Genomic DNA, 20,705 nt, shown 5'->3' with positions numbered 1-20,705 from the left:
GGTTTGCGGGTACCTGGGTGTTGTACCGGTCAGCGGATCCAGTCATCCGCGCACCGAAGGAGAGATCGTGCACCACAACCGTCTGAAGACCGCCGCGCTGCTCGGCCTGCTCACCTCGCTGATCCTGGCGGTGGGCTACTGGCTCGGTGGCAGTGGCGGGCTGGTCATCGCCGTACTCGTGTCGCTGGTGATGAACGGCGTCACGTACTTCTACTCCGACAAGCTGGCGCTACGTTCGATGCGGGCGCAGCCGGTGAGCGAGGCACAGTTCCCCGAGCTGTACCACATGGTCAGGGAACTGGCCGCCGCGGCCCGGCAGCCCATGCCCCGGCTCTACGTGAGCCCGACCGCCCAGCCCAACGCGTTCGCCACCGGACGCAACCCGCAGAACGCGGCAGTCTGCGTCACGCAGGGCATCGTCGAGCTGCTCGACTACCGTGAGCTGCGCGGCGTCATCGGCCACGAGTTGTCCCACGTTTACAACCGGGACATCCTCATCTCCAGCGTGGCAGCCGGCCTGGCCGGCATCATCACCATGCTGGCGAACCTCGCCCTCTTCATCCCGCTCGGCGGCAACGACGAGGACAGCCCCAACCCGCTGGTCCTGCTGCTCACCATCATCCTGGGACCGATCGCCGCGACCGTCATCCAACTGGCGATCAGCCGAAGTCGCGAGTTCCAGGCGGACGTATCTGGCGCCGAGCTGACCGGGGACCCACTGGCTCTGGCCAGCGCCCTTCGCAAAATCCACATGGGTGCCCAGCGGCGCCCGTTGCCCGCCGAGGGGCAGCTCACCAGCACCGCCCACCTCATGATCGCCAACCCGTTCCGGGGCGGCGGAGTGGCCGCGCTCTTCGCCACCCACCCGCCGATGGAACAGCGGGTCGCCCGGCTCGAACAGCTGGCGAGTCGTACCGGCCCGGTGCGCCACCAGCGATGAACAGCCGTGGTGCGGCGATCGGACTGCCGGCAGCCACGACGCCCCCGCCACGGACAGGTGAGCGTCGCCAAACCTCTCGGCCGGGTGGTGGGCCGACGGTGGGGCGTTAGGGTCTAAACGATTCTCGCTCATTACATCCCGTGGAGGTTCGCAGTGGCTGGGCTGCGCCGATACCTGGCTGTCTGGCAGATTCCCGGCGCACCGACCCTGCTGATCACCGGCATCATCGGGCGACTCGGGATCGGCATGACACCGCTCGCGTTGCTGCTCGTCGTCGAAGGAGTGACGGGACGCTACTCGCTAGCAGCCGTGGCCGGCGGCTGCTACGCCCTGTCCGGTGCCGCGCTGAGCCCGGTTGCCGGCCGGATCGCCGACCGGATCGGTCCCACCCCGGTACTCCTCGGCACCGCTCTCGCCCACCCGTTGGCGCTGGTCGGGCTGCTCTGGGCGGCCCGCACAGACTCCGTCCCCTTCGCGCTGGTCCTGCTCACCTCGGCGGCGGCCGGCGGAACGTACCCGCCGATGACCGCCGCGATCCGCGGCGCCTGGAACGGCCTGACCAACGTCAACTCCGGTCGGTACCACCTGCGCAACACGGCACTGGCCGCCGAAACCACACTATTCGAGATCGTCTTCGTGCTCGGTCCGCTGCTGGTGGCCGGGTTCGTGCTCGTCGCCGACGCCGGGGCAGCGCTGATCGGCGCCGCGGTGGTGACCCTGGTCGGTACCCTGCCGGTCGCTCTCGGCAAGGCCATGCGTGGCTGGCGTCCGCACTCCCGGGAACACCACGCCCGTGGCCTCGGTCCACTTCGAGTCGCCGGCTTTCCGGCGTTGCTGCTCTGCGTGGCCAGCATCGGCATCGCCTTCGGGGCGGCCGGCGTGACCGTCCCGGCATTCGCGACCCGCTACAACTCCGACGACCCGAACGGCCTCGCCGGCCTGCTGCTGGCCGTCTGGGGAATCGGCAGTGCGATAGGCGGGTTCTGGTTCGGGGTCCGCCGCCCGGCCCGCAACATGACGCGCCTGTTCGCCTGGCTGCTCGCCGTACTCGCCGGAAGCTTCGCCGTCTTCGCCATGATGCCGACACCGGAAGCGCTGGGCGCCGCCCTACTCTTCGGCGGAGCCGCCATCGCTCCCGCGCTGACCCTGGAGAACACCCTGGTCGGGCGGATCTCGCCGACCGGCATGCTGAACGAGGCGTACACCTGGGTGGTGACCATGTCGGTCGGCGCGAGCGCGGTCGGCGGCGCCGTTTCCGGCCTGATCGTCGACCACGCCGGCGGAGTACCGTGGGCGTTCCTGTTCGCTGGAACCGCAGTTGCCGTCGGAGCTGCAGTCGCCGGCCTGCCGGCTGGCCCCATCACTCGTGCCGAGGCCACCGCCGTCCGCGCCGAGCAGCCCGCCGCGGTCTGACCCGACCAGTCGTCAAGGCGAACCGGCGACCGCCCTGCGGGTCGGCCCAGCTCGTCGAAACCCCGGCGTCGCGCGACCGGAAGCGGGGCGCCAACCAGAAAAGCCTCCTCACCACCACGACCCGGGATCAACGGTGGGCGGGCGGCATCGGTGCGACCGCGGCGGTTCCGCCCAGGCAACACCGGGGCGCAACCACCGCAGTCGTGCGACTGCGCAGCTCAGCGGTAATTGGTGAACTGGAGGGCAACGCCGAAGTCCTCCGCCTTGAGTAGCGCGATGACCGCCTGAAGGTCGTCCCGCTTCTTGCCGGTGACGCGCAGCTGGTCACCCTGGATCTGGGCCTGTACGCCCTTGGGGCCCTCGTCGCGGATCTTCTTGCTGATCACCTTCGCCTTGTCCTGGTCGATGCCCTGGATCACCTTGGCGTCGAGCTTGAAGACCTTGCCCGACGGGCGCGGCTCGCCCGCGTCCAGCGACTTCAGCGAGATGCTCCGCTTGACCAGCTTCTCCTTGAACACATCCAACGCGGCCCGGACCCGCTCCTCGGTCTCTGCCTGGAGGCTGATCGCCTCCTCACCCGACCAGGAGATCCCTGCGCCCGTGCCCCGAAAGTCGAACCGCGTCTCGAGCTCCTTCTCCGCTTGCCGGAGGGCGTTGTCGACCTCCTGACGGTCGACCTTGCTCACGATGTCGAACGACGGGTTCGCTGCCATACTCATGCTCCTGCTGTCCGGCCGGTTTGTGATCCTTTGGCCCTGGTTGCCCAGGGTACGACTCCCTGACGGTACCCGGTTGCAAAGGGAGCGGGTGGAGCCGCTATCCTTGCTTCCGCCGCCGCGCCACGGCGCGGAGGCATGCCCTGGCGGGTTGCCCGAGCGGCCAATGGGAGCGGACTGTAAATCCGTCGCGAAAGCTACAGAGGTTCGAATCCTCTACCCGCCACCAGGTGCACCAACGGCCCCTGACCAGCGAGGAACGCCGGTCAGGGGCCTTTCTCGTGGTCTCGCTCAGTCCCGCTCTGGCCTTGGTCGAGGCGAGCGTTGGTGGTCACGTCGCCGCTGAGGAGCCGGCCGGCTACCGTGTGTGCCCACCTTTGGCTGTTGTGTGCTTGCAGGCTGGGGCCGTGCGGGCCGCTGTCGAGTTTCGGGCAAGACATCCATGGGGGTGGCTGGCGTGGCGTCTCCCGCATACTCTGGCAGCCGGGGTGCCCGCTGCGAGTGGTGACGAGGAGTAGGCGGGCGTTTCGTTGGTAGAGGCTCAGGCCGTCCGTGGTGTGGTGACCGTCCAAAGTGTCGGCCGGTTGTCCGCAAGATCCGCTTCGTCCCGCTGGCCGGCTAATAGCCGGTTGGCCACTTCTTCCTTGTTCGCCACGAACCCGAACTTCCTGACCTGCTCGGATCCACGGTCAGCTGGTACGCATGTGCCGGAACGTCGCGACAACCGGATGGACATCGGCGCTGTCAACTTTCCAGCGGCCTATCCGCTGTGGCACCATCGGGGAGCCCTCGTTACATACTTAGTCACCCCACCAGGAGCAACCATGTCTGCTCAACGCCTGGGTCGTCTGATCGGCTCCCTGCTGCTGGTCTCCAGCCTGGTAGTCGTGTCGGGCGTTGCCGTCGAACTCAACTCCGCGACGAACAGCTTCGAGTGGAACATGCCGCTGCTGGGTACGCTCCTTTCCTGACGGGTCTCGGCTCGGGCGTGTTCGCCGGACGCTGATCCACTTTCTGAGGGGGACCATGCCGTCTCGCCCTCGCCTCAACCGTCGGCGGACGGAGTTTGCCTGGTTCATCACCGGGCCACTGGCACTCTGTGCTGTTCTCCTCTCACTGCTTCTCGGCCTGACCGCTGATCCTGCCCTGGGCGAGTTGCCGCTGACCCTGCTGTTCGCCGTGGCGATGGTGGCTGCGGCGTGGCCGACGATCAACGTTGTGGTCCGCCGTCAGGCACTGGCGGTCACCCCGACTGAGATTCCTCTGGTTGTCGGGCTCTACCTGTTGCCACCACTGTCCGTGGTGCTCGCGTACACGGTCGCCACGCTCGTGGTGCAGTTGCGGCGCAAACTGTTGCCTGCGAAGTTCTGGTTCAATCTCGCGCTCGCGGCGGCCGGGACGTCCCTCGCGGCGACGGTCTACAGACTGCTGCCGCTGCCGGAGGGCGTCGGACCTGGTACGTGGGGCATGCTGCTGGTGGCGGTCAGCACCAACACGCTCGTCGCGTTGGCCGCTGTGGTCGCGGTGATCTCAGTGGTCCAGGGCTGGCAGGCCGGGCGGGAGTTGCTCCGCGCCGCGCCGCCGATGTTGCTCACTGTCGCGGTCAACCTCTCCATCGGGCTGCTGATCATCATCGCGCTGGAGAGCACCCCGTGGGCTGTCCTGCTGTTCGCCGGGCTGGCCGTCGCGTTCGCGCTGGTCTATGGCTCCTATACCCAGTTCATGCGTCAGCATCGCACGCTCGCCGACATGTACGAGCTGACCAAGGCGATGACGGAGAGCGGGTCGGACGGCACGCTCATCGACGCGTTGCTGGTCCGGATCCGGAGCCTCATGCAGGCCGAGTACGCCACCCTCTGGTTGCCGGCTCAGGGGCGGCACCCGGAGGTGCTACTGACCGCGCAGGAGGGCAAGCCGGGACTACTCGACTCAGCGCTGACCCCGGCCGAGTTGCGAACGGCGGCGGTGACCCGCCAAGAGACGGTGGCGATCGGTAGCCGACTCGGCACCGACCCGCTGCTGCGCGAGCCGATGGGACGGGCCACGGCCAAGGACGTGATCGTGGTGCCGTTGCGGTCGGGCAAAGCGGTCATCGGCACGATAGAGGTCGCGAATCGGCTCGGCGACACCAACTTCTTCCGTACCTCGGACATCACCGTCTTCGAGACGGTCGCCGCGCATGCTGCGGTCGCGCTGGAGAACTCCCGCCTGGTCGACCGGCTGCGGTACGACGCGTATCACGACGGGCTCACCAAGCTGCCCAACCGCCGCCGCATCCTCGGTGCGCTGGCCGAGGCGGTCCGGGTCCGTGCTCCGGGCGAGGTGGTCGCGCTGTTGCTCTTCGACGTCGACCGGCTGCGCCAGGTCAACGAGGCCCTGGGGCACGCGGCGGGGGACAAGGTTCTGGTCGAGGTCGCTGACCGGCTGCGTGGCTGCGTGCCGTCGGCCGCGCTGGTCGGGCGGGCCGGTGGCGACGAGTTCCTGGTGACGTTGCGGTTGGAGAGCGCGGAGGCAGCGGTCGAGCTCGCCGGCCAGTTGCGGGAACAGATCCGCGACGAGATGGTCTTCGACTCGCTGACGCTGGACGTGGACACCGCGGTCGGGGTGGTCGTACACCCGGATCATGGTGACGCGCCGGCGAACCTGCTGCAGCGGGTCGACGTGGCGGCGACGGCGGCGAAGGCGGTTCCGGGCAGCGTGCAGCTTTACACGCCGGCGTTGGAGTCGCGGTCGCTGCACCGGCTCGGTCTCGCCGGTGACCTACGCAACGCCTTCGACAACGGCGAGCTCGAGGTTTACTACCAACCCAAGGTGACGCTGCGGGACCGCCGGCTCATCGGGGTCGAGTGCCTGGCGCGGTGGGAACACCCGACGCACGGTTCGGTCGCTCCGGCGGACTTCGTCGCCGTGGCGGAGCACACCGGCCAGCTCGGCCGGCTCACCGAGTTCGTGCTCCGCGAGGGGCTGCGGCACAGCCGGGACTGGGCGCACGGCGACCAGTCGCTCGCCGTCGCGGTCAACCTGTCCGCGCGTACGCTTCTCGACCAGCACTTTCCGGAGCAGGTCCGGGGGCTGCTTGCGGAGTACGGTGTCCCGGCCCAGCTGCTGACCCTGGAGATTCCCGAAGCCGGCGTTCTCGACGGCACCGAGCGTCCGATCCCGACCCTCCGCCGCCTGCGCGACCTGGGTGTACGGCTGTCGGTGGACGATTTCGGCACCGGGAGTTCCTCGTTGGCTCATCTGCGTCGTCTGCCGGTACACGAGGTGAAGGTGGACCACTCCTTCGTGCAGGGTATGGCCACCGACCCGGGGGACCTGGCAATCGTCAACGCCGTCGTCACCCTGTCCCAGCAGTTCGGTCTGACGGTGGTGGCGGAGGGTGTGGAGAGCGAGTTGACCCTGGAGCTGCTCCAGGACATCGGGTGTGAGGTCGGCCAGGGGTTCCTGTTCAGCCGTCCGCTGCCGTTCGAGCGTCTGGAGGCGTGGTTCGGCGCCCAGATCGATCCGGAGTCGATCGCCAGTAGCGAGCTTCCAAGGCTGCGTGTGGTGCCTTGAGCTGGGCGTACGACGTCCCTGGGGATCCGATTTCACCAGCTCCATCGGGCCGTGTACTCTTAGCTCTGCGCGGGCACCGAGTGATCGCGCAGGCCCCCTTAGCTCAGTCGGCAGAGCGTCTCCATGGTAAGGAGAAGGTCTACGGTTCGATTCCGTAAGGGGGCTCAGAGGGTCCGGCTGGGCCCACCGCGGCGGTGTAGCTCAGATGGCAGAGCAAGCGGCTCATAATCGCTGTGTCGCCGGTTCAAGTCCGGCCACCGCTACTCTCGTCCGCTCCGGAGAATCTCCGGCGGTCGGTGGGACGGGCGCCACAGGCGCCCGCTTTGCGTGTCCGACCAGGTGGCACGTAGGCTTCAGCGCCGTAGTTGTATCCGTTATCGAGGAAGGCACTCCGCCGTGGCGAAGGCGACCGATGTCCGGCCGAAGATCACTTTGGCGTGTGTGGAGTGCAAGGAGCGCAACTACATCACGCGTAAGAACCGCCGTAACGACCCGGACCGCGTCGAGCTGAAGAAGTTCTGCCGCCGGGACGGGCGGCACACCCTGCACCGCGAGACGCGCTGAACCCGTCCGGGCCGCTGGGTCCGGATCCACACGTCATGATCGCCGGTCCGTACGGACGGCGCGGCCTGGGCCGACGTCGACCGCTCGGATCGGCGATCGCGCTTTGCGTGTAGGTTCGCGGCATGCCCCTGGACCAGTCCTTCGTCGGTCGGACCTATCCGCCGACCGCCCCCTATCAGGTGGGCCGTGAGAAGATCCGCGAGTTCGCAACGGCGATCGGTGCGAACGACCCCGCCCACCACGATCCGGCGGCCGGCCGTGCGCTGGGCCACCCGGACGTGGTCGCGCCGCCGACGTTTCCGGTGGCGATCACGATGGCGGCCAGCCGGCAGTTGGTTGAGGATCCGGCACTAGGCATCGACTACAGCCGGGTGGTTCACGGCGACCAGCGGTTCGCGTACACCCGGCCGGTGGTGGCCGGCGACGAGCTGATCTGTGTGAACACCGTCGAGGACATCACCAGTCGTGGTGGCCACGAGTTCCTGACCACCCGCACCGATGTGAGCACCACCGCCGGGGAACCGGTGGTCACGGTCTGGTCGAAGCTTGTCGTACGCGGGGAGGCGTGACGTGGAACTTCCCGCTCAGACGTTCCGGGTGACCCGGGCGGACCTGGTCCGTTACGCCGGTGCCTCGGGCGACTTCAACCCGATCCATTGGAGCGACCGGTTCGCCACCAAGGTCGGTCTTCCCGGTGTGATCGCCCATGGCATGTTCACCATGGCGCTCGTCGGTCGGGCGGTCACCGCCTGGGCCGGTTCGCCCGACGCGGTCGTCGACTTCGGCGTGCGGTTCACCCGGCCGGTGGTGGTTCCCGACGACAACGTCGGCACCGAGATCGTTGTCACCGCAGTGGTCCGTGAGACGACCGAGGAGGGTCTGACCAGGCTGGACGTCACCGCGACCTGCCTCGGGGAGAAGGTGCTGTCGCAGGCGCGGGCTACTGTCCGCACGGCCGGCTGACGACGCCGCGCGGCGCGTCAGGCGGACCGGTTGGGAAAGTCGGGTCGGTACCCGTACACTGGTCCGCCGTGGGGCATGTGACTCCTGCCTGGTCGTGTGGCCGGGTGGGGCGAGTCTTGCCGCACAGGGGTGTAGCTCAATTGGCAGAGCAGCGGTCTCCAAAACCGCAGGCTGCAGGTTCAAGTCCTGTCACCCCTGCGCCTCAGGCCTGACCGTTCCGTGGGTCGCGCCACCTTCTGGTGGCGTCCGGCCCGTGGTGGTGGCATCGGCGGGGAGGTTCCGAGGCATCGGGGCCCTTCCGGTGATCCGCCGGCCGCGGCCCGTCCCGGGACGGTTGGTCCGGCCGGCGTGACCAAGCGCCGCGCACGCGCCCCGCGTGCGACACCGACATCCCGCGACGGAGGGCGAAGTGGCCGACAACAAGCGGCACGGCGAGGACGCCGACGACGAGCGCCTGCACGACGAGGTCGTCGACGACAGCGCCGACGATGACGCCACCGACGCGGACGAGCCGGTTTCGCGGGGTCGCACCGCCACTCGTTCGCGGGCCAAGGCGGATTCCGCCGACGGCCGTAAGACGCGTACCGACGGCGACAAGGTGGGCCTGTTCGGCCGCATCGCGCGTTTCATCCGCGAGGTCGTGGCCGAACTGCGTAAGGTCATCTGGCCGACCCGTAAGGAACTGCTGACCTACACGGCGGTGGTGATCGCGTTCGTCACGGTGATGCTGACGATCGTGGCCGGCCTCGACTTCGCCTTCGCCAAGGGTGTGCTGTGGGTCTTCGGCAACCCCAGCTGACCGGCTGATACGTGCCGATAGTGACGGAAGTGAGCAAGCGTGCCTGAGTACGACGAGACCGCCGACACCCCGGACGAGCAGTCCACGGTGGCCACGGCGGCTGGAGACGAGTCGGTCGAGGCCGCCAGCGAGCCGGAGTTCGCCTTGACCGAGCCGGCTCCCGAGGAAGACTTCGACCCGGTCGCGGAGCTGCGGCAGAAGCTGCGGTACGCGCCGGGCGACTGGTACGTGGTGCACTCGTACGCGGGCTACGAGAACAAGGTCAAGACCAACCTCGAGACCCGGATCACGTCCCTCGACATGGAGGACTACATCTACCAGGTCGAGGTGCCGACCCGGGAAGAGGTCGAGGTCAAGAACGGCAAGCGTTCTCAGGTACAGGCCAAGGTGTTCCCCGGCTACATTCTCGTCCGGATGGAGCTGACCGCGGAGTCCTACTCCTGCGTACGGAACACCCCCGGGGTCACCGGTTTCGTCGGCGCCACGGACCGCGCCGACCGGCCGGCGCCGCTGAGCCTCGACGAGGTCCTCAAGTGGCTGGCACCGGCTGTGGAGACCGAGCAGAAGAGGGCCAAGCCCGAGGTGAAGGTCCTCGACTTCGAGGTCGGCGACTCGGTGACGGTCACCGACGGTGCTTTCGCCTCCCTGCCGGCCACGATCAGTGAGATCAACGCTGACCAGCAGAAGCTCAAGGTGCTGGTGTCGATCTTCGGTCGGGAGACGCCGGTGGAGCTGAACTTCAACCAGGTCGCCAAGATCTGAGCCGTCGGCAACCGGCGACAGGTCGCCGGTTGCCGACGCCGTCGGGTTCACCTGCCTGGCCAACCTCCGTGGCTGCCGGGAATCAGGTCTGCGCTACCCTAGAACGTCGCCGCCGTCGCATGCGCGCTGACCGTGCGTGCACCGATGGTTGTGTCGTGTGAACCTTTCCCAGTTCCAAGCCCCAGGAAGAGACATGCCTCCGAAGAAGAAGCTCGTCAAGACGTTCACGCTTCAGCTGCCGGCAGGCCAGGCCACCCCGGCACCGCCGGTCGGTCCTGCGCTCGGTCAGCACGGCGTGAACATCATGGAGTTCTGCAAGTCGTACAACGCGCAGACCGAGTCGCAGCGGGGCGACATCGTCCCCGCCGAGATCAGTGTGTACGAGGACCGGTCCTTCACCTTCGTGCTGAAGACCCCGCCCGCCGCCCGGCTGCTGATCAAGGCTGCCGGTGTGCAGAAGGGCTCGGGTGTCCCGCACACGCAGAAGGTCGGCTCGGTGACCCGTGCCCAGCTGCGGGAGATCGCCGAGAAGAAGATGGCTGACCTGAACGCCAACGACCTCGACCAGGCTGAGAAGATCATCGCCGGTACCGCCCGGTCGATGGGTCTGAACGTCACCGACTGACGTCGGTTGACACCGAACCGTACGGATCGTGGGAGGGCACGCGAGCATCGCGGCCCGCCAGAGACCACAGGAGTAAACAGCAGATGCAACGCAGCAAGAGCTACCGCAAGGCCGCCGAGGTCATCGACCGGTCCAAGCTCTACACCCCGGTCGAGGCCGTCAAGCTGGCCAAGGAGACCACCGCCGTCAAGTTCGACGCCACGGTCGAGGTCGCGATGCGCCTCGGCGTCGACCCCCGCAAGGCGGACCAGATGGTCCGCGGCACGGTCAACCTGCCGCACGGCACCGGCAAGACCGCCCGTGTGATTGTCTTCGCGGCTGGCGCGAAGGCCGAGGAGGCTGTCGCCGCCGGCGCCGACGAGGTCGGCACCGACGAACTGGTCGCCCGGATCCAGGGCGGCTGGCTGGACTTCGACGCGGCGATCGCTACCCCCGACCAGATGGCCAAGATCGGCCGGATCGCGCGGATCCTGGGCCCGCGCGGTCTGATGCCGAATCCGAAGACCGGCACGGTGACCATGGACGTCACCAAGGCCGTGTCCGACATCAAGGGCGGAAAGATCACCTTCCGGGTGGACAAGCACTCGAACCTGCACCTGATTATCGGTAAGTCCTCGTTCTCCGAGGCCCAGCTGGTCGACAACTACGCGGCGGTCCTCGACGAGGTGCTGCGGGCCAAGCCGTCGGCCGCGAAGGGTAAGTACCTCAAGAAGGTCACCCTCACCACCACGATGGGGCCGGGCGTACCGGTCGACCCGAATGTGGTGAAGAACCTGCAGGAGGGTTCGGCCGACAGCTGAGCAAGACCTACGCGCTGCGGGGCTCCGCCACCTGGTGGCGGAGCCCCGCGTCCTTTGTGCCCGCCGGACCGGCCGGATCATCGTCTCGGTCGGCGCTGCTGTGTTCCGGTGCCTCCGTCGACCGGCATCATCGACGTGGTGCGTGGTCGGCTGTTCTGCGTGCTGTTGCACGGCGGTGACCAGCCGTACTTAGGGGCGGTTTGGCAGGTCGGTGCCGGGTCGCGTAACCTCGTAACGTCGCACAGCTTGTTGTGCGTGAAGTTCCACCCAGAGACCGCTGGTCACCGTGCCTCGGCACGGTCGAAGGTCCCGCGACAACGGGCGACCCGCGCAGGGCGGCAAGCGACATCGGCAGCTTCCGGTGGTCCTTCGACGACCGTCTGATCCCGCCGTCCCTCGCCCCGAGCGCCTGCGCCGGGGCTCTTCTGTTGTCTCGGCACCTAGGCCCCGTCACAGGCTCACCTGCGACGGTGGATCAGCCTCGAGCAACGAGAGAGGAGGGACATGGCGGACAAGCCGATCCGGGCCGACAAGGCCACGGCCGTCGCAGAGCTGACCGAGAGTTTCCGCAGCGCGGGTGCCACCGTGCTGACCGAGTACCGCGGTCTGACGGTCTCCCAGCTAACCCAGCTGCGGCGCTCACTCGGCAAGGAGACCAGCTACACGGTTGCCAAGAACACGCTGGCCAAGCGTGCTGCGGCGGACGCGGGCATCTCCGGCCTTGACGAGCTGTTCACCGGTCCTACCGCGCTGACTTTCGTTTCGGGCGACGTCGTCGAAGCGGCGAAGGGTCTTCGCGACTTCGCGAAGGCCAACCCGAAGCTCGTCATCAAGGGCGGTGTCTTCGAGGGCAAGGCCATTTCCGCGGCCGAGGTCACGAAGCTCGCCGACCTGGAGTCCCGCGAAGTGTTGTTGGCCAAGCTGGCCGGCGCGATGAAGGGCAACCTGAGCAAGGCTGCGGCCCTGTTCCAGGCCCCGCTGTCGAAGACCGCCCGGTTGGCGGCTGCACTGCAGGACAAGCGCGAGAAGGAAGGCACCGAGGCGGCCTGAGACCGCGCCGGTGCACCACGTTCTTAGTTTGAATCATGAGGAAAGGACGCCAGACATGGCGAAGCTCAGCACCGACGAGCTGCTCGACGCGTTCAAGGAGATGACGCTGATCGAGCTCTCCGAGTTCGTGAAGCAGTTCGAGGAGACCTTCGAGGTCACCGCCGCCGCTCCGGCCGCGATGATGATGGCGGGTCCGGCCACCGGCGGCGCTGCCGCCGAGGCCGAGCCGGAGAAGGACGAGTTCGACGTCATCCTCGACGCCGACGGTGGCAAGAAGATCCAGGTCATCAAGGTCGTGCGGGAGCTGACCGGCCTGGGCCTCAAGGAGGCCAAGGACCTGGTCGAGGCCGCTCCGAAGGCGGTCCTGGAGAAGGCCAACAAGGAGACCGCCGAGAAGGCCAAGGCCAAGCTCGAGGGCGAGGGCGCCAAGGTCACTCTCAAGTGACCTGAGTCCCACCTGGCGGTCCGGCTCGTAGGAACCGGGCACATCACGTCACGGCGGGCGGCGATCCGACAGTGGATCGCCGCCCGCCGTGTTCGTGCCCTGCCTTTGATCGCCCTGAGCAGGGCGTCGACTGTGGTTCGGGCTGGCTGTGTGCTGCGTCGATCCTGCCGTCGGGCTCGCTCGTGGGTGGGAAAGGGCGCCCGATGCAGACAAGGGCCCTTGACGCGACCCTGGCCTGCCAGGCACGCTGACATCAGCAAGACCTTCCGCGCTTGCGACGGCCACCGCGCGGGTATTGCAGCGGCAGCACCACTCGCCACGCAGACCCAAGCGGCCCGACAGGGACGTTGCGTTCCGAGCGGCCCGGTGAGACCCGTTCGAGGGAGCCCGAGGCGCGTTCCGCAACGACCTGCGGGGTGGGCTGGACAGCGGTTAGCCTCTCGGCTACACTGCTAGTTTGCGCTGCCTTCCGACTTGACCCCTGCTCGGAAATGTCCGCATGTGGATATTTCTCGGTGGGGTCATTGGAGTGCACGCGTACCAGCCGTTCTGCAGCACCGGTCCTCGGAAGGACGCATCTTGGCAGCTTCCCGCCCTGCGAAGACCAGTCGTACGTCGAGCGCATTCGCTCCCCGCCGAGTTTCCTTCGGTCGGATCACCGAACACCTCGAGGTCCCCAACCTCCTTGCCATTCAGAACGAGTCCTTCGACTGGCTCGTCGGCAACGAGGCTTGGCAGGGCCGGTCGGCGAACGACCCGCACGCACGCTCGGGTCTCGCGGAAATTCTCGACGAGATCAGTCCCATTGAGGACTTCTCCGGCACCATGTCGCTCTCCTTCTCTGCGCCGCGTTTCGACGAGGTCAAGGCCTCGATCGAGGAGTGCAAGGAGAAGGACCTCACCTACTGTGCGCCACTGTTCGTGACCGCGGAGTTCACCAACAACACCACCGGCGAGATCAAGAGCCAGACGGTGTTCATGGGTGACTTCCCGATGATGACGCCGAAGGGCACCTTCATCATCAACGGCACCGAGCGTGTGGTGGTCAGCCAGCTCGTCCGGTCGCCGGGCGTGTACTTCGACAAGCAGCCGGACAAGACCTCCGACCGCGACCTCTCCAGCGTCAAGGTCATCCCCAGCCGGGGTGCCTGGCTGGAGTTCGACATCGACAAGCGCGACACGGTCGGCGTACGCATCGACCGGAAGCGTCGACAGGCCGTCACGGTGCTGCTCAAGGCCATCGGATGGTCGGCCGAGCAGATCCGTGAGAAGTTCGGCTGGTCCGAGCTCATGATGACGACGCTCGAGAAGGACCACATCGCCGGTCAGGACGAGGCGCTGCTCGACATCTACCGCAAGCTGCGCCCTGGCGAGCCGCCGACCCGCGAGAACGCCCAGACCCTGCTCGACAACCTCTTCTTCAACCCGAAGCGGTACGACGTAGCCAAGGTCGGGCGGTACAAGTTCAACAAGAAGCTCGAGCTGGACGTGCCGATCACCACCGGCACGCTGACCGAGGACGACATCGTCGCCACCGTGGAGTACCTCTGCCGGCTGCACGCCGGTGAGGAGGGCTACGAGGCCGACGACATCGACCACTTCGGTAACCGGCGGTTGCGTACCGTGGGTGAGTTGATCCAGAACCAGGTTCGGGTCGGCCTGTCCCGGATGGAGCGGGTCGTCCGCGAGCGGATGACCACCCAGGACGTCGAGGCGATCACGCCGCAGACCCTGATCAACATCCGTCCGGTGGTCGCCGCGATCCGGGAGTTCTTCGGCACCTCGCAGCTGTCCCAGTTCATGGACCAGACCAATCCGCTGGCGGGTCTGACCCACCGGCGTCGGCTGAGCGCGCTCGGCCCAGGTGGTCTGTCCCGGGAACGGGCCGGCTTCGAGGTTCGTGACGTGCACCCGTCCCACTACGGCCGGATGTGCCCGATCGAGACGCCGGAAGGTCCGAACATCGGTCTGATCGGCGCGCTGTCCACCTTCGCCCGGGTCAATCCGTTCGGCTTCATCGAGACGCCGTACCGGAAGGTCATCGACGGTCGGGTCACCGACCAGATCGACTACCTGACCGCGGATGAGGAGGACCGGTTCGTCAAGGCGCAGGCCAACGCGCCGCTGCGGGCCGACGGCTCGTTCGCTGAGGACCGCGTCCTGGTCCGTCGTAAGGGCGGCGAGACCGAGGACGTGACGCCGGCCGCCGTCGACTACATGGACGTGTCGCCGCGGCAGATGACCTCGGTCGCGACCGCGATGATCCCGTTCCTCGAGCACGACGACGCGAACCGGGCCCTGATGGGCGCGAACATGCAGCGCCAGGCGGTGCCGCTGGTCAAGGCCGAGTCCCCGTTGGTCGGCACCGGCATGGAGTACCGTGCCGCCGTCGACGCCGGCGACGTGGTCGTGGCCGAGGTCGGTGGCCTGGTCGAGGATCTCTGCGCCGACTACATCACCGTCCACCAGGACGACGGCCACCGTCGGACGTACCTCCTGCACAAGTTCCGCCGCTCCAACGCCGGCTCCTGCGTCAACCAGAAGCCGGTCGTCTTCGAGGGCGACCGGGTCGAGGCCGGCCAGGTCATCGCCGACGGTCCGTGCACCGACGAGGGCGAGATGGCGCTCGGGCGAAACCTGCTCGTGGCGTTCATGACCTGGGAGGGGCACAACTACGAGGACGCGATCATCCTGTCGCAGCGCCTCGTGCAGCAGGACGTGCTCACCTCGATCCACATCGAGGAGCACGAGGTCGACGCACGGGACACCAAGCTCGGCCCGGAGGAGATCACCCGCGACATCCCGAACGTCAGCGAGGAGATGCTCGCCGACCTGGACGAGCGTGGGATCATCCGGATCGGAGCCGAGGTCGTCCCGGGTGACATCCTGGTCGGCAAAGTCACGCCCAAGGGTGAGACCGAGTTGACCCCGGAGGAGCGGCTGCTTCGCGCGATCTTCGGCGAGAAGGCCCGTGAGGTCCGGGACACCTCTCTGAAGGTGCCGCACGGTGAGACCGGCACGGTCATCGGGGTGCGTACCTTCTCCCGGGAGGACGGCGACGAGTTGCCGCCGGGGGTCAACGAACTGGTCCGGGTCTACGTCGCGCAGAAGCGGAAGATCCAGGACGGTGACAAGCTCGCTGGCCGGCACGGCAACAAGGGCGTCATCTCCAAGATCCTGCCGATCGAGGACATGCCGTTCCTGGAGGACGGCACCCCGGTCGACATCGTGCTCAACCCGCTGGGTGTGCCGAGCCGGATGAACATCGGCCAGGTGTTGGAGACTCACCTGGGCTGGGTGGCCAAGACGGGCTGGCAGGTCGAGGGTGACGACGCCGAGTGGAAGCGGCAGCTCCAGGGCATCGGTGCCGACTCTTCCGTGCCGGACACCAACGTGGCCACTCCGGTCTTCGACGGTGCCCGGGAGGAGGAGATCTCCGGTCTGCTCGCCTCGACCCTGCCCAACCGTGACGGTCGGCAGCTGATCGGTTCCTCCGGTAAGGCGCAGTTGTTCGACGGTCGTTCCGGTGAGCCGCTGCCTGACCCGATCGCGGTCGGTTACATCTACATCCTGAAGCTCAACCACCTGGTCGACGACAAGATCCACGCTCGTTCGACCGGCCCGTACTCGATGATCACGCAGCAGCCGCTGGGTGGTAAGGCGCAGTTCGGTGGTCAGCGCTTCGGTGAGATGGAGTGCTGGGCGATGCAGGCCTACGGTGCCGCGTACGCCCTGCAGGAGTTGTTGACGATCAAGTCCGACGATGTTCTCGGCCGGGTGAAGGTCTACGAGGCCATCGTCAAGGGCGAGAACATCCCGGAGCCGGGCATCCCGGAGTCGTTCAAGGTGCTGCTCAAGGAGCTGCAGTCGCTGTGCCTCAACGTCGAGGTGCTTTCCAGCGACGGCGTGGCCCTGGAGATGCGTGAGACCGACGACGAGGTGTTCCGGGCCGCGGAGGAACTGGGTATCGACCTGTCCCGGCGTGAGCCGAGCTCGGTCGAGGAAGTGTGACGTTGGGGTTTCGGGGCGGGGCGACCCACTCCGGGCGGTCAGGTTTGATCCTTCGTGGGTCACCCCGCCCCGAAACCAAAACCCGGTGAGCTGCTGACGCACCAAGCGACGTGTGAGGGATTTGAACGTGCTCGACGTCAACTTTTTCGACGAGTTGCGAATTGGGCTGGCGACCGCGGACGATATTCGTCAGTGGTCGCACGGCGAGGTCAAGAAGCCCGAGACGATCAACTACCGCACCCTCAAGCCGGAGAAGGACGGGCTCTTCTGCGAGAAGATCTTCGGTCCGCAGCGGGACTGGGAGTGCTACTGCGGCAAGTACAAGCGGGTCCGGTTCAAGGGCATCATCTGTGAGCGCTGCGGCGTCGAGGTGACCCGCTCGAAGGTCCGCCGTGAGCGGATGGGCCACATCGAGCTTGCGGCTCCGGTGACCCACATCTGGTATTTCAAGGGCGTGCCGAGCCGGCTGGGTTACCTGCTGGACCTCGCCCCGAAGGACCTCGAGAAGATCATTTACTTCGCCTCGTACGTCGTGACGAGCGTTGATGCCGAAGCGCGTCACCGTGACCTCTCGACCATCGAGAACGAGATCCTGGCCGAGAAGCGTCAGTCGGAGAACAGCCGCGACTCGGAGATCGAGAAGCGTGCGGCCAAGCTCGAGGCAGATCTGGCCGAGCTGGAGGCCGAGGGCGCGAAGGCGGACGTCCGGCGCAAGGTCAAGGAGGGCGGAGAGCGCGAGATGCGCCAGATCCGCGACCGGGCCCAGCGCGAGATCGACCGCCTGGACGAGGTGCTCGACACCTTCCGCAAGCTGGAGCCGAAGCAGCTGGTCACCGACGAACTGCTCTACCGCGAGCTGCGTGACCGCTTCGGTGAGTACTTCACCGGCGGCATGGGTGCTGAGGCGATCAAGGCTCTGGTGCAGAACATGGACCTTGAGGCCGAGGCCGAGAATCTGCGGGAGACCATCCGTACCGGGAAGGGCCAGCGGAAGATCCGGGCGCTCAAGCGGCTCAAGGTCGTTGCGGCGTTCCAGAACACCCGCAACTCGCCGCTCGGCATGGTGCTGGACTGCGTGCCGGTCATCCCGCCGGATCTGCGCCCGATGGTGCAGCTCGATGGTGGCCGGTTCGCGACAAGTGACCTGAACGACCTCTACCGCCGGGTGATCAACCGGAACAACCGGCTCAAGCGACTGATCGACCTCGGTGCACCCGAGATCATCGTCAACAACGAGAAGCGGATGCTGCAGGAGGCCGTCGACGCGCTGTTCGACAACGGCCGCCGCGGCCGGCCGGTCACGGGACCGGGTAACCGTCCGCTCAAGTCGTTGTCCGACATGCTCAAGGGCAAGCAGGGCCGGTTCCGTCAGAACCTGCTGGGTAAGCGTGTCGACTACTCCGGCCGTTCAGTGATCGTGGTCGGCCCGAAGCTCAAGCTGCACCAGTGCGGCCTGCCCAAGCAGATGGCGCTGGAGCTGTTCAAGCCGTTCGTGATGAAGCGGCTGGTCGACCTCAACCACGCCCAGAACATCAAGTCCGCCAAGCGGATGGTCGAGCGGCAGCGGCCGGTCGTGTGGGACGTGCTGGAAGAGGTCATCGGGGAGCACCCGGTGCTGCTCAACCGGGCACCGACCCTGCACCGACTCGGCATCCAGGCCTTCGAGCCGCAGCTGGTCGAGGGTAAGGCGATCCAGATCCACCCGCTGGTGTGTACCGCGTTCAACGCCGACTTCGACGGTGACCAGATGGCGGTGCACGTGCCGCTGTCCGCCGAGGCTCAGGCCGAGGCGCGGATCCTGATGCTGTCGTCGAACAACATCCTCAAGCCGGCTGACGGCAAGCCAGTGACCATGCCCACCCAGGACATGGTCATCGGGCTCTACCACCTGACCCACCTCACCGCCGGTGAGCGTGGGGAGGGCCGGGCGTTCAGCTCGGACGCCGAGGCGCGGATGGCGTACGACAATGGTGAGCTGCACCTGCAGGCGCCGGTGAAGATCCGGCTTCGGGACGTCGTCGAGGTGGACAACGGTGCCGGTGGGCAGCCGTGGACCGCGCCCGACGACTGGGTGCCGGGTGAGCCGCTGACGGTGGAGACCACCCTCGGCCGGGTGCTGTTCAACGAGACCCTGCCGCAGGGCTACCGTTTTGTGAACTACGAGATCCGCAAGGGTCAGCTCTCCGCGATCGTCAACGACCTCGCCGAGCGGTTCCCGAAGGTGGCGCTCGCTGCCACCCTCGACGGGCTGAAGGAGGCCGGTTTCCACTGGGCCACCTGGTCCGGCGTGACCATCGGTATGGAGGACGTCATCGCTCCGCCGCGTAAGCGGGAGATCCTGGAGCGGTACGAGAAGGAAGCTGACCGGATCGACAAGCAGTACCAGCGTGGTCTGATGACCGCCGAGGAGCGTCGCGGCGAGCTCATCGAGATTTGGACCAAGGCGACCAACGAGGTCGCCAAGGAGATGGACACCGCGCTGCCGCAGGAGAACCCGCTCTGGAAGATGATCAACTCGGGTGCTCGCGGTAACCTGCTCCAGCTCCGGCAGATCGCGGCGATCCGTGGTCTGGTGGCCAACCCGAAGGGTGAGATCATCCCGCGGCCGATCAAGGCCAGCTACCGGGAGGGTCTGTCCGTGTTGGAGTACTTCATCTCCACGCACGGTGCGCGGAAGGGCCTCGCGGACACCGCCCTGCGTACCGCCGACTCGGGTTACCTGACCCGACGTCTGGTGGACGTCTCGCAGGACGTCATCATCCGCGAGGAGGATTGCGGCACCGACCGGGCCATCCCGATGCAGGTGGGTCAGCGGATCGACGCCAGCAGTGCGGTGGCCGCCGAAGGTGGCACTCTCGTGGTGCACGAGCACGCGGAGACCAGCGTGCACGCCCGTACCCTGGCCGACGACATCAAGGGGCCGGACGGCACCGTCGTCGCCGAGCGGGGCGCGGACATCAACTCGATCCTGGTCGACAGGATCGTCGCTGCCGGGGTCGAGACCGTCCGGGTGCGCAGCGTGCTCACCTGCGAGTCGAAGCTGGGCGTCTGCGGTGCGTGCTACGGTCGCTCGCTGCCGACGGGCAAGATCGTCGACGTCGGTGAGGCGGTCGGCATCATCGCCGCTCAGTCCATCGGTGAGCCGGGTACTCAGCTGACGATGCGTACCTTCCACACCGGTGGTGTCGCGGGTGAGGACATCACCCAGGGTTTGCCGCGTGTCCAGGAAATCTTCGAGGCTCGGATCCCGAAGGGCAAGGCACCTATCGCCGACACCCCCGGCCGGATCCGGATCGAGGACGGCGAGCGGTCGCGCAAGATCGTGGTGATCCCGGACGACGGCAGCGACGAGATCGTCTATGACAAGATCTCGAAGCGGGTCCGGCTGCGGGCCCACGACGGCGACCACGTCGAGGTCGGCGAGAAGCTCACCGAGGGCACCATCGACCCACACGAGCTGCTGCGCATCCTCGGCCCCCGGGCGGTCCAGGTCCACCTGACCCAGGAGGTCCAGGAGGTCTACCGCTCCCAGGGTGTGCTGATCCACGACAAGCACATCGAGATCATCATTCGCCAGATGCTCAAGCGGGTGACGGTCATCGACTCCGGCTCGACCGAGTTCCTGCCGGGTGTGCTCGTCGACCGGGCGTTGTTCGAGTCGGAGAACCGCCGGCTCGTCGGCGAGGGCGGCGAACCCGCTGCCGGTCGCCCGGTGCTGATGGGCATCACCAAGGCCTCGCTGGCCACCGACTCCTGGCTCTCGGCGGCCTCCTTCCAGGAGACCACCCGGGTGCTCACCGACGCGGCGATCCACGCCCGTAGCGACTCGCTCATCGGTCTCAAGGAGAACGTGATCATCGGTAAGCTCATCCCGGCCGGTACCGGTATCAGCAAGTACCGCAACGTTCGGGTGGAGCCGACCGAGGAGGCGAAGGCCAAGGTCTACTCGATGACCGGGTACCCGGAGACCGACTACGGCTTCGGGCCGGCCAGCGGCCAGGCGGTTCCGCTGGACGACTTCGACTTCGGGTCGTACCGCTAGCTCGCGTAGTGACGTGGAAG

The 20,705-nt window shown here is 67.1% G+C and carries 16 protein-coding genes and 4 tRNA genes; 19 read left to right on the top strand and 1 reads right to left on the bottom strand.

Annotated elements, in window-relative coordinates; all coding sequences use genetic code 11:
• Window positions 1–67 precede the first annotated feature (67 nt).
• The gene (htpX, locus tag HCA58_RS01640; protein WP_169595924.1) at window positions 68–940 is read left to right on the top strand and encodes a zinc metalloprotease HtpX; all 873 of its coding nucleotides are present in this window, start codon (window positions 68–70) and stop codon (window positions 938–940) included.
• Window positions 941–1,093: 153 nt separating this feature from the next.
• Window positions 1,094–2,353 (top strand): MFS transporter, encoded by a 1,260-nt coding sequence (locus tag HCA58_RS01635; protein WP_169595923.1) that lies wholly within the window; start codon window positions 1,094–1,096, stop codon window positions 2,351–2,353.
• 218 nt (window positions 2,354–2,571) lie between these two features.
• Here HCA58_RS01635 and HCA58_RS01630 read toward each other — a convergent pair whose 3' ends face one another.
• Entirely contained in the window at window positions 2,572–3,072 is a 501-nt protein-coding gene (locus tag HCA58_RS01630) for a YajQ family cyclic di-GMP-binding protein (protein ID WP_169595922.1), read from the bottom strand.
• Window positions 3,073–3,214: 142 nt separating this feature from the next.
• Here HCA58_RS01630 and HCA58_RS01625 point away from each other — a divergent pair.
• The 17 genes from HCA58_RS01625 (at window position 3,215) to HCA58_RS01545 (ending at window position 20,685) form a co-directional block, all read left to right on the top strand.
• Window positions 3,215–3,298, top strand: a tRNA-Tyr gene (locus HCA58_RS01625).
• 595 nt (window positions 3,299–3,893) lie between these two features.
• Window positions 3,894–4,040 (top strand): hypothetical protein, encoded by a 147-nt coding sequence (locus HCA58_RS01620; protein ID WP_169595921.1) that lies wholly within the window; start codon window positions 3,894–3,896, stop codon window positions 4,038–4,040.
• Between the two features lie 55 nt (window positions 4,041–4,095).
• Window positions 4,096–6,624, top strand: coding sequence for a bifunctional diguanylate cyclase/phosphodiesterase (locus tag HCA58_RS01615; RefSeq protein ID WP_169595920.1), 2,529 nt, complete (start codon window positions 4,096–4,098; stop codon window positions 6,622–6,624).
• Window positions 6,625–6,716: 92 nt separating this feature from the next.
• Window positions 6,717–6,789: transfer RNA gene (locus HCA58_RS01610), tRNA-Thr, on the top strand.
• Between the two features lie 25 nt (window positions 6,790–6,814).
• Window positions 6,815–6,887 (top strand) — tRNA-Met (locus tag HCA58_RS01605).
• A 133-nt stretch (window positions 6,888–7,020) separates the two neighbouring features.
• Window positions 7,021–7,188 (top strand): 50S ribosomal protein L33, encoded by a 168-nt coding sequence (gene rpmG, locus HCA58_RS01600; protein WP_169595919.1) that lies wholly within the window; start codon window positions 7,021–7,023, stop codon window positions 7,186–7,188.
• Window positions 7,189–7,310: 122 nt separating this feature from the next.
• Window positions 7,311–7,757, top strand: coding sequence for a MaoC family dehydratase N-terminal domain-containing protein (locus tag HCA58_RS01595; protein ID WP_169595918.1), 447 nt, complete (start codon window positions 7,311–7,313; stop codon window positions 7,755–7,757).
• 1 nt (window position 7,758) lies between these two features.
• Window positions 7,759–8,151: a MaoC family dehydratase gene (locus HCA58_RS01590; protein ID WP_169595917.1), complete on the top strand. Its 393-nt coding sequence runs from the start codon at window positions 7,759–7,761 to the stop codon at window positions 8,149–8,151.
• Window positions 8,152–8,276: 125 nt separating this feature from the next.
• Window positions 8,277–8,349, top strand: a tRNA-Trp gene (locus HCA58_RS01585).
• Window positions 8,350–8,560: 211 nt separating this feature from the next.
• Window positions 8,561–8,950, top strand: coding sequence for a preprotein translocase subunit SecE (gene secE / locus HCA58_RS01580; RefSeq protein ID WP_169595916.1), 390 nt, complete (start codon window positions 8,561–8,563; stop codon window positions 8,948–8,950).
• Window positions 8,951–8,989: 39 nt separating this feature from the next.
• Window positions 8,990–9,712 carry a transcription termination/antitermination protein NusG gene (gene nusG / locus HCA58_RS01575; protein ID WP_169595915.1) on the top strand — a complete coding sequence of 241 codons (723 nt, stop codon included), beginning with the start codon at window positions 8,990–8,992 and terminating at the stop codon, window positions 9,710–9,712.
• 193 nt (window positions 9,713–9,905) lie between these two features.
• Complete coding sequence (gene rplK, locus HCA58_RS01570; protein ID WP_093403591.1) at window positions 9,906–10,337, top strand: 50S ribosomal protein L11; 432 nt, start codon at window positions 9,906–9,908, stop codon at window positions 10,335–10,337.
• Between the two features lie 83 nt (window positions 10,338–10,420).
• Window positions 10,421–11,137 carry a 50S ribosomal protein L1 gene (gene rplA, locus HCA58_RS01565; RefSeq protein ID WP_169595914.1) on the top strand — a complete coding sequence of 239 codons (717 nt, stop codon included), beginning with the start codon at window positions 10,421–10,423 and terminating at the stop codon, window positions 11,135–11,137.
• A gap of 504 nt (window positions 11,138–11,641) precedes the next feature.
• A complete protein-coding gene (gene rplJ / locus HCA58_RS01560; protein ID WP_169595913.1) occupies window positions 11,642–12,187 on the top strand; it encodes a 50S ribosomal protein L10 in 546 nt (181 codons plus the stop codon).
• 55 nt (window positions 12,188–12,242) lie between these two features.
• Entirely contained in the window at window positions 12,243–12,632 is a 390-nt protein-coding gene (rplL, locus tag HCA58_RS01555) for a 50S ribosomal protein L7/L12 (RefSeq protein ID WP_169595912.1), read from the top strand.
• A gap of 579 nt (window positions 12,633–13,211) precedes the next feature.
• Window positions 13,212–16,643: a DNA-directed RNA polymerase subunit beta gene (locus HCA58_RS01550; protein WP_169595911.1), complete on the top strand. Its 3,432-nt coding sequence runs from the start codon at window positions 13,212–13,214 to the stop codon at window positions 16,641–16,643.
• Window positions 16,644–16,770: 127 nt separating this feature from the next.
• Window positions 16,771–20,685 (top strand): DNA-directed RNA polymerase subunit beta', encoded by a 3,915-nt coding sequence (locus tag HCA58_RS01545; RefSeq protein ID WP_169596158.1) that lies wholly within the window; start codon window positions 16,771–16,773, stop codon window positions 20,683–20,685.
• Window positions 20,686–20,705: the final 20 nt, after the last annotated feature.

The organism is Micromonospora sp. HNM0581 (assembly GCF_012726175.1).
In the GTDB taxonomy this organism is placed as follows: Bacteria; Actinomycetota; Actinomycetes; order Mycobacteriales; family Micromonosporaceae; genus Micromonospora.
Note: the sequence above shows the minus strand (reverse complement) of the source record. Positions and strands in the feature narration are given on the sequence as shown.

Excerpts from the sequence above, each read along its gene's own strand:
- HCA58_RS01630 (WP_169595922.1), bottom strand. The coding sequence starts at position 3,072 with ATGAGTATGGCAGCGAACCCGTCGTTCGACATCGTGAGCAAGGTCGAC.
- HCA58_RS01620 (WP_169595921.1), top strand. The coding sequence starts at position 3,894 with ATGTCTGCTCAACGCCTGGGTCGTCTGATCGGCTCCCTGCTGCTGGTC.
- HCA58_RS01615 (WP_169595920.1), top strand. The coding sequence starts at position 4,096 with ATGCCGTCTCGCCCTCGCCTCAACCGTCGGCGGACGGAGTTTGCCTGG.
- HCA58_RS01595 (WP_169595918.1), top strand. The coding sequence starts at position 7,311 with ATGCCCCTGGACCAGTCCTTCGTCGGTCGGACCTATCCGCCGACCGCC.
- rplK (WP_093403591.1), top strand. The coding sequence starts at position 9,906 with ATGCCTCCGAAGAAGAAGCTCGTCAAGACGTTCACGCTTCAGCTGCCG.
- rplA (WP_169595914.1), top strand. The coding sequence starts at position 10,421 with ATGCAACGCAGCAAGAGCTACCGCAAGGCCGCCGAGGTCATCGACCGG.
- rplJ (WP_169595913.1), top strand. The coding sequence starts at position 11,642 with ATGGCGGACAAGCCGATCCGGGCCGACAAGGCCACGGCCGTCGCAGAG.
- rplL (WP_169595912.1), top strand. The coding sequence starts at position 12,243 with ATGGCGAAGCTCAGCACCGACGAGCTGCTCGACGCGTTCAAGGAGATG.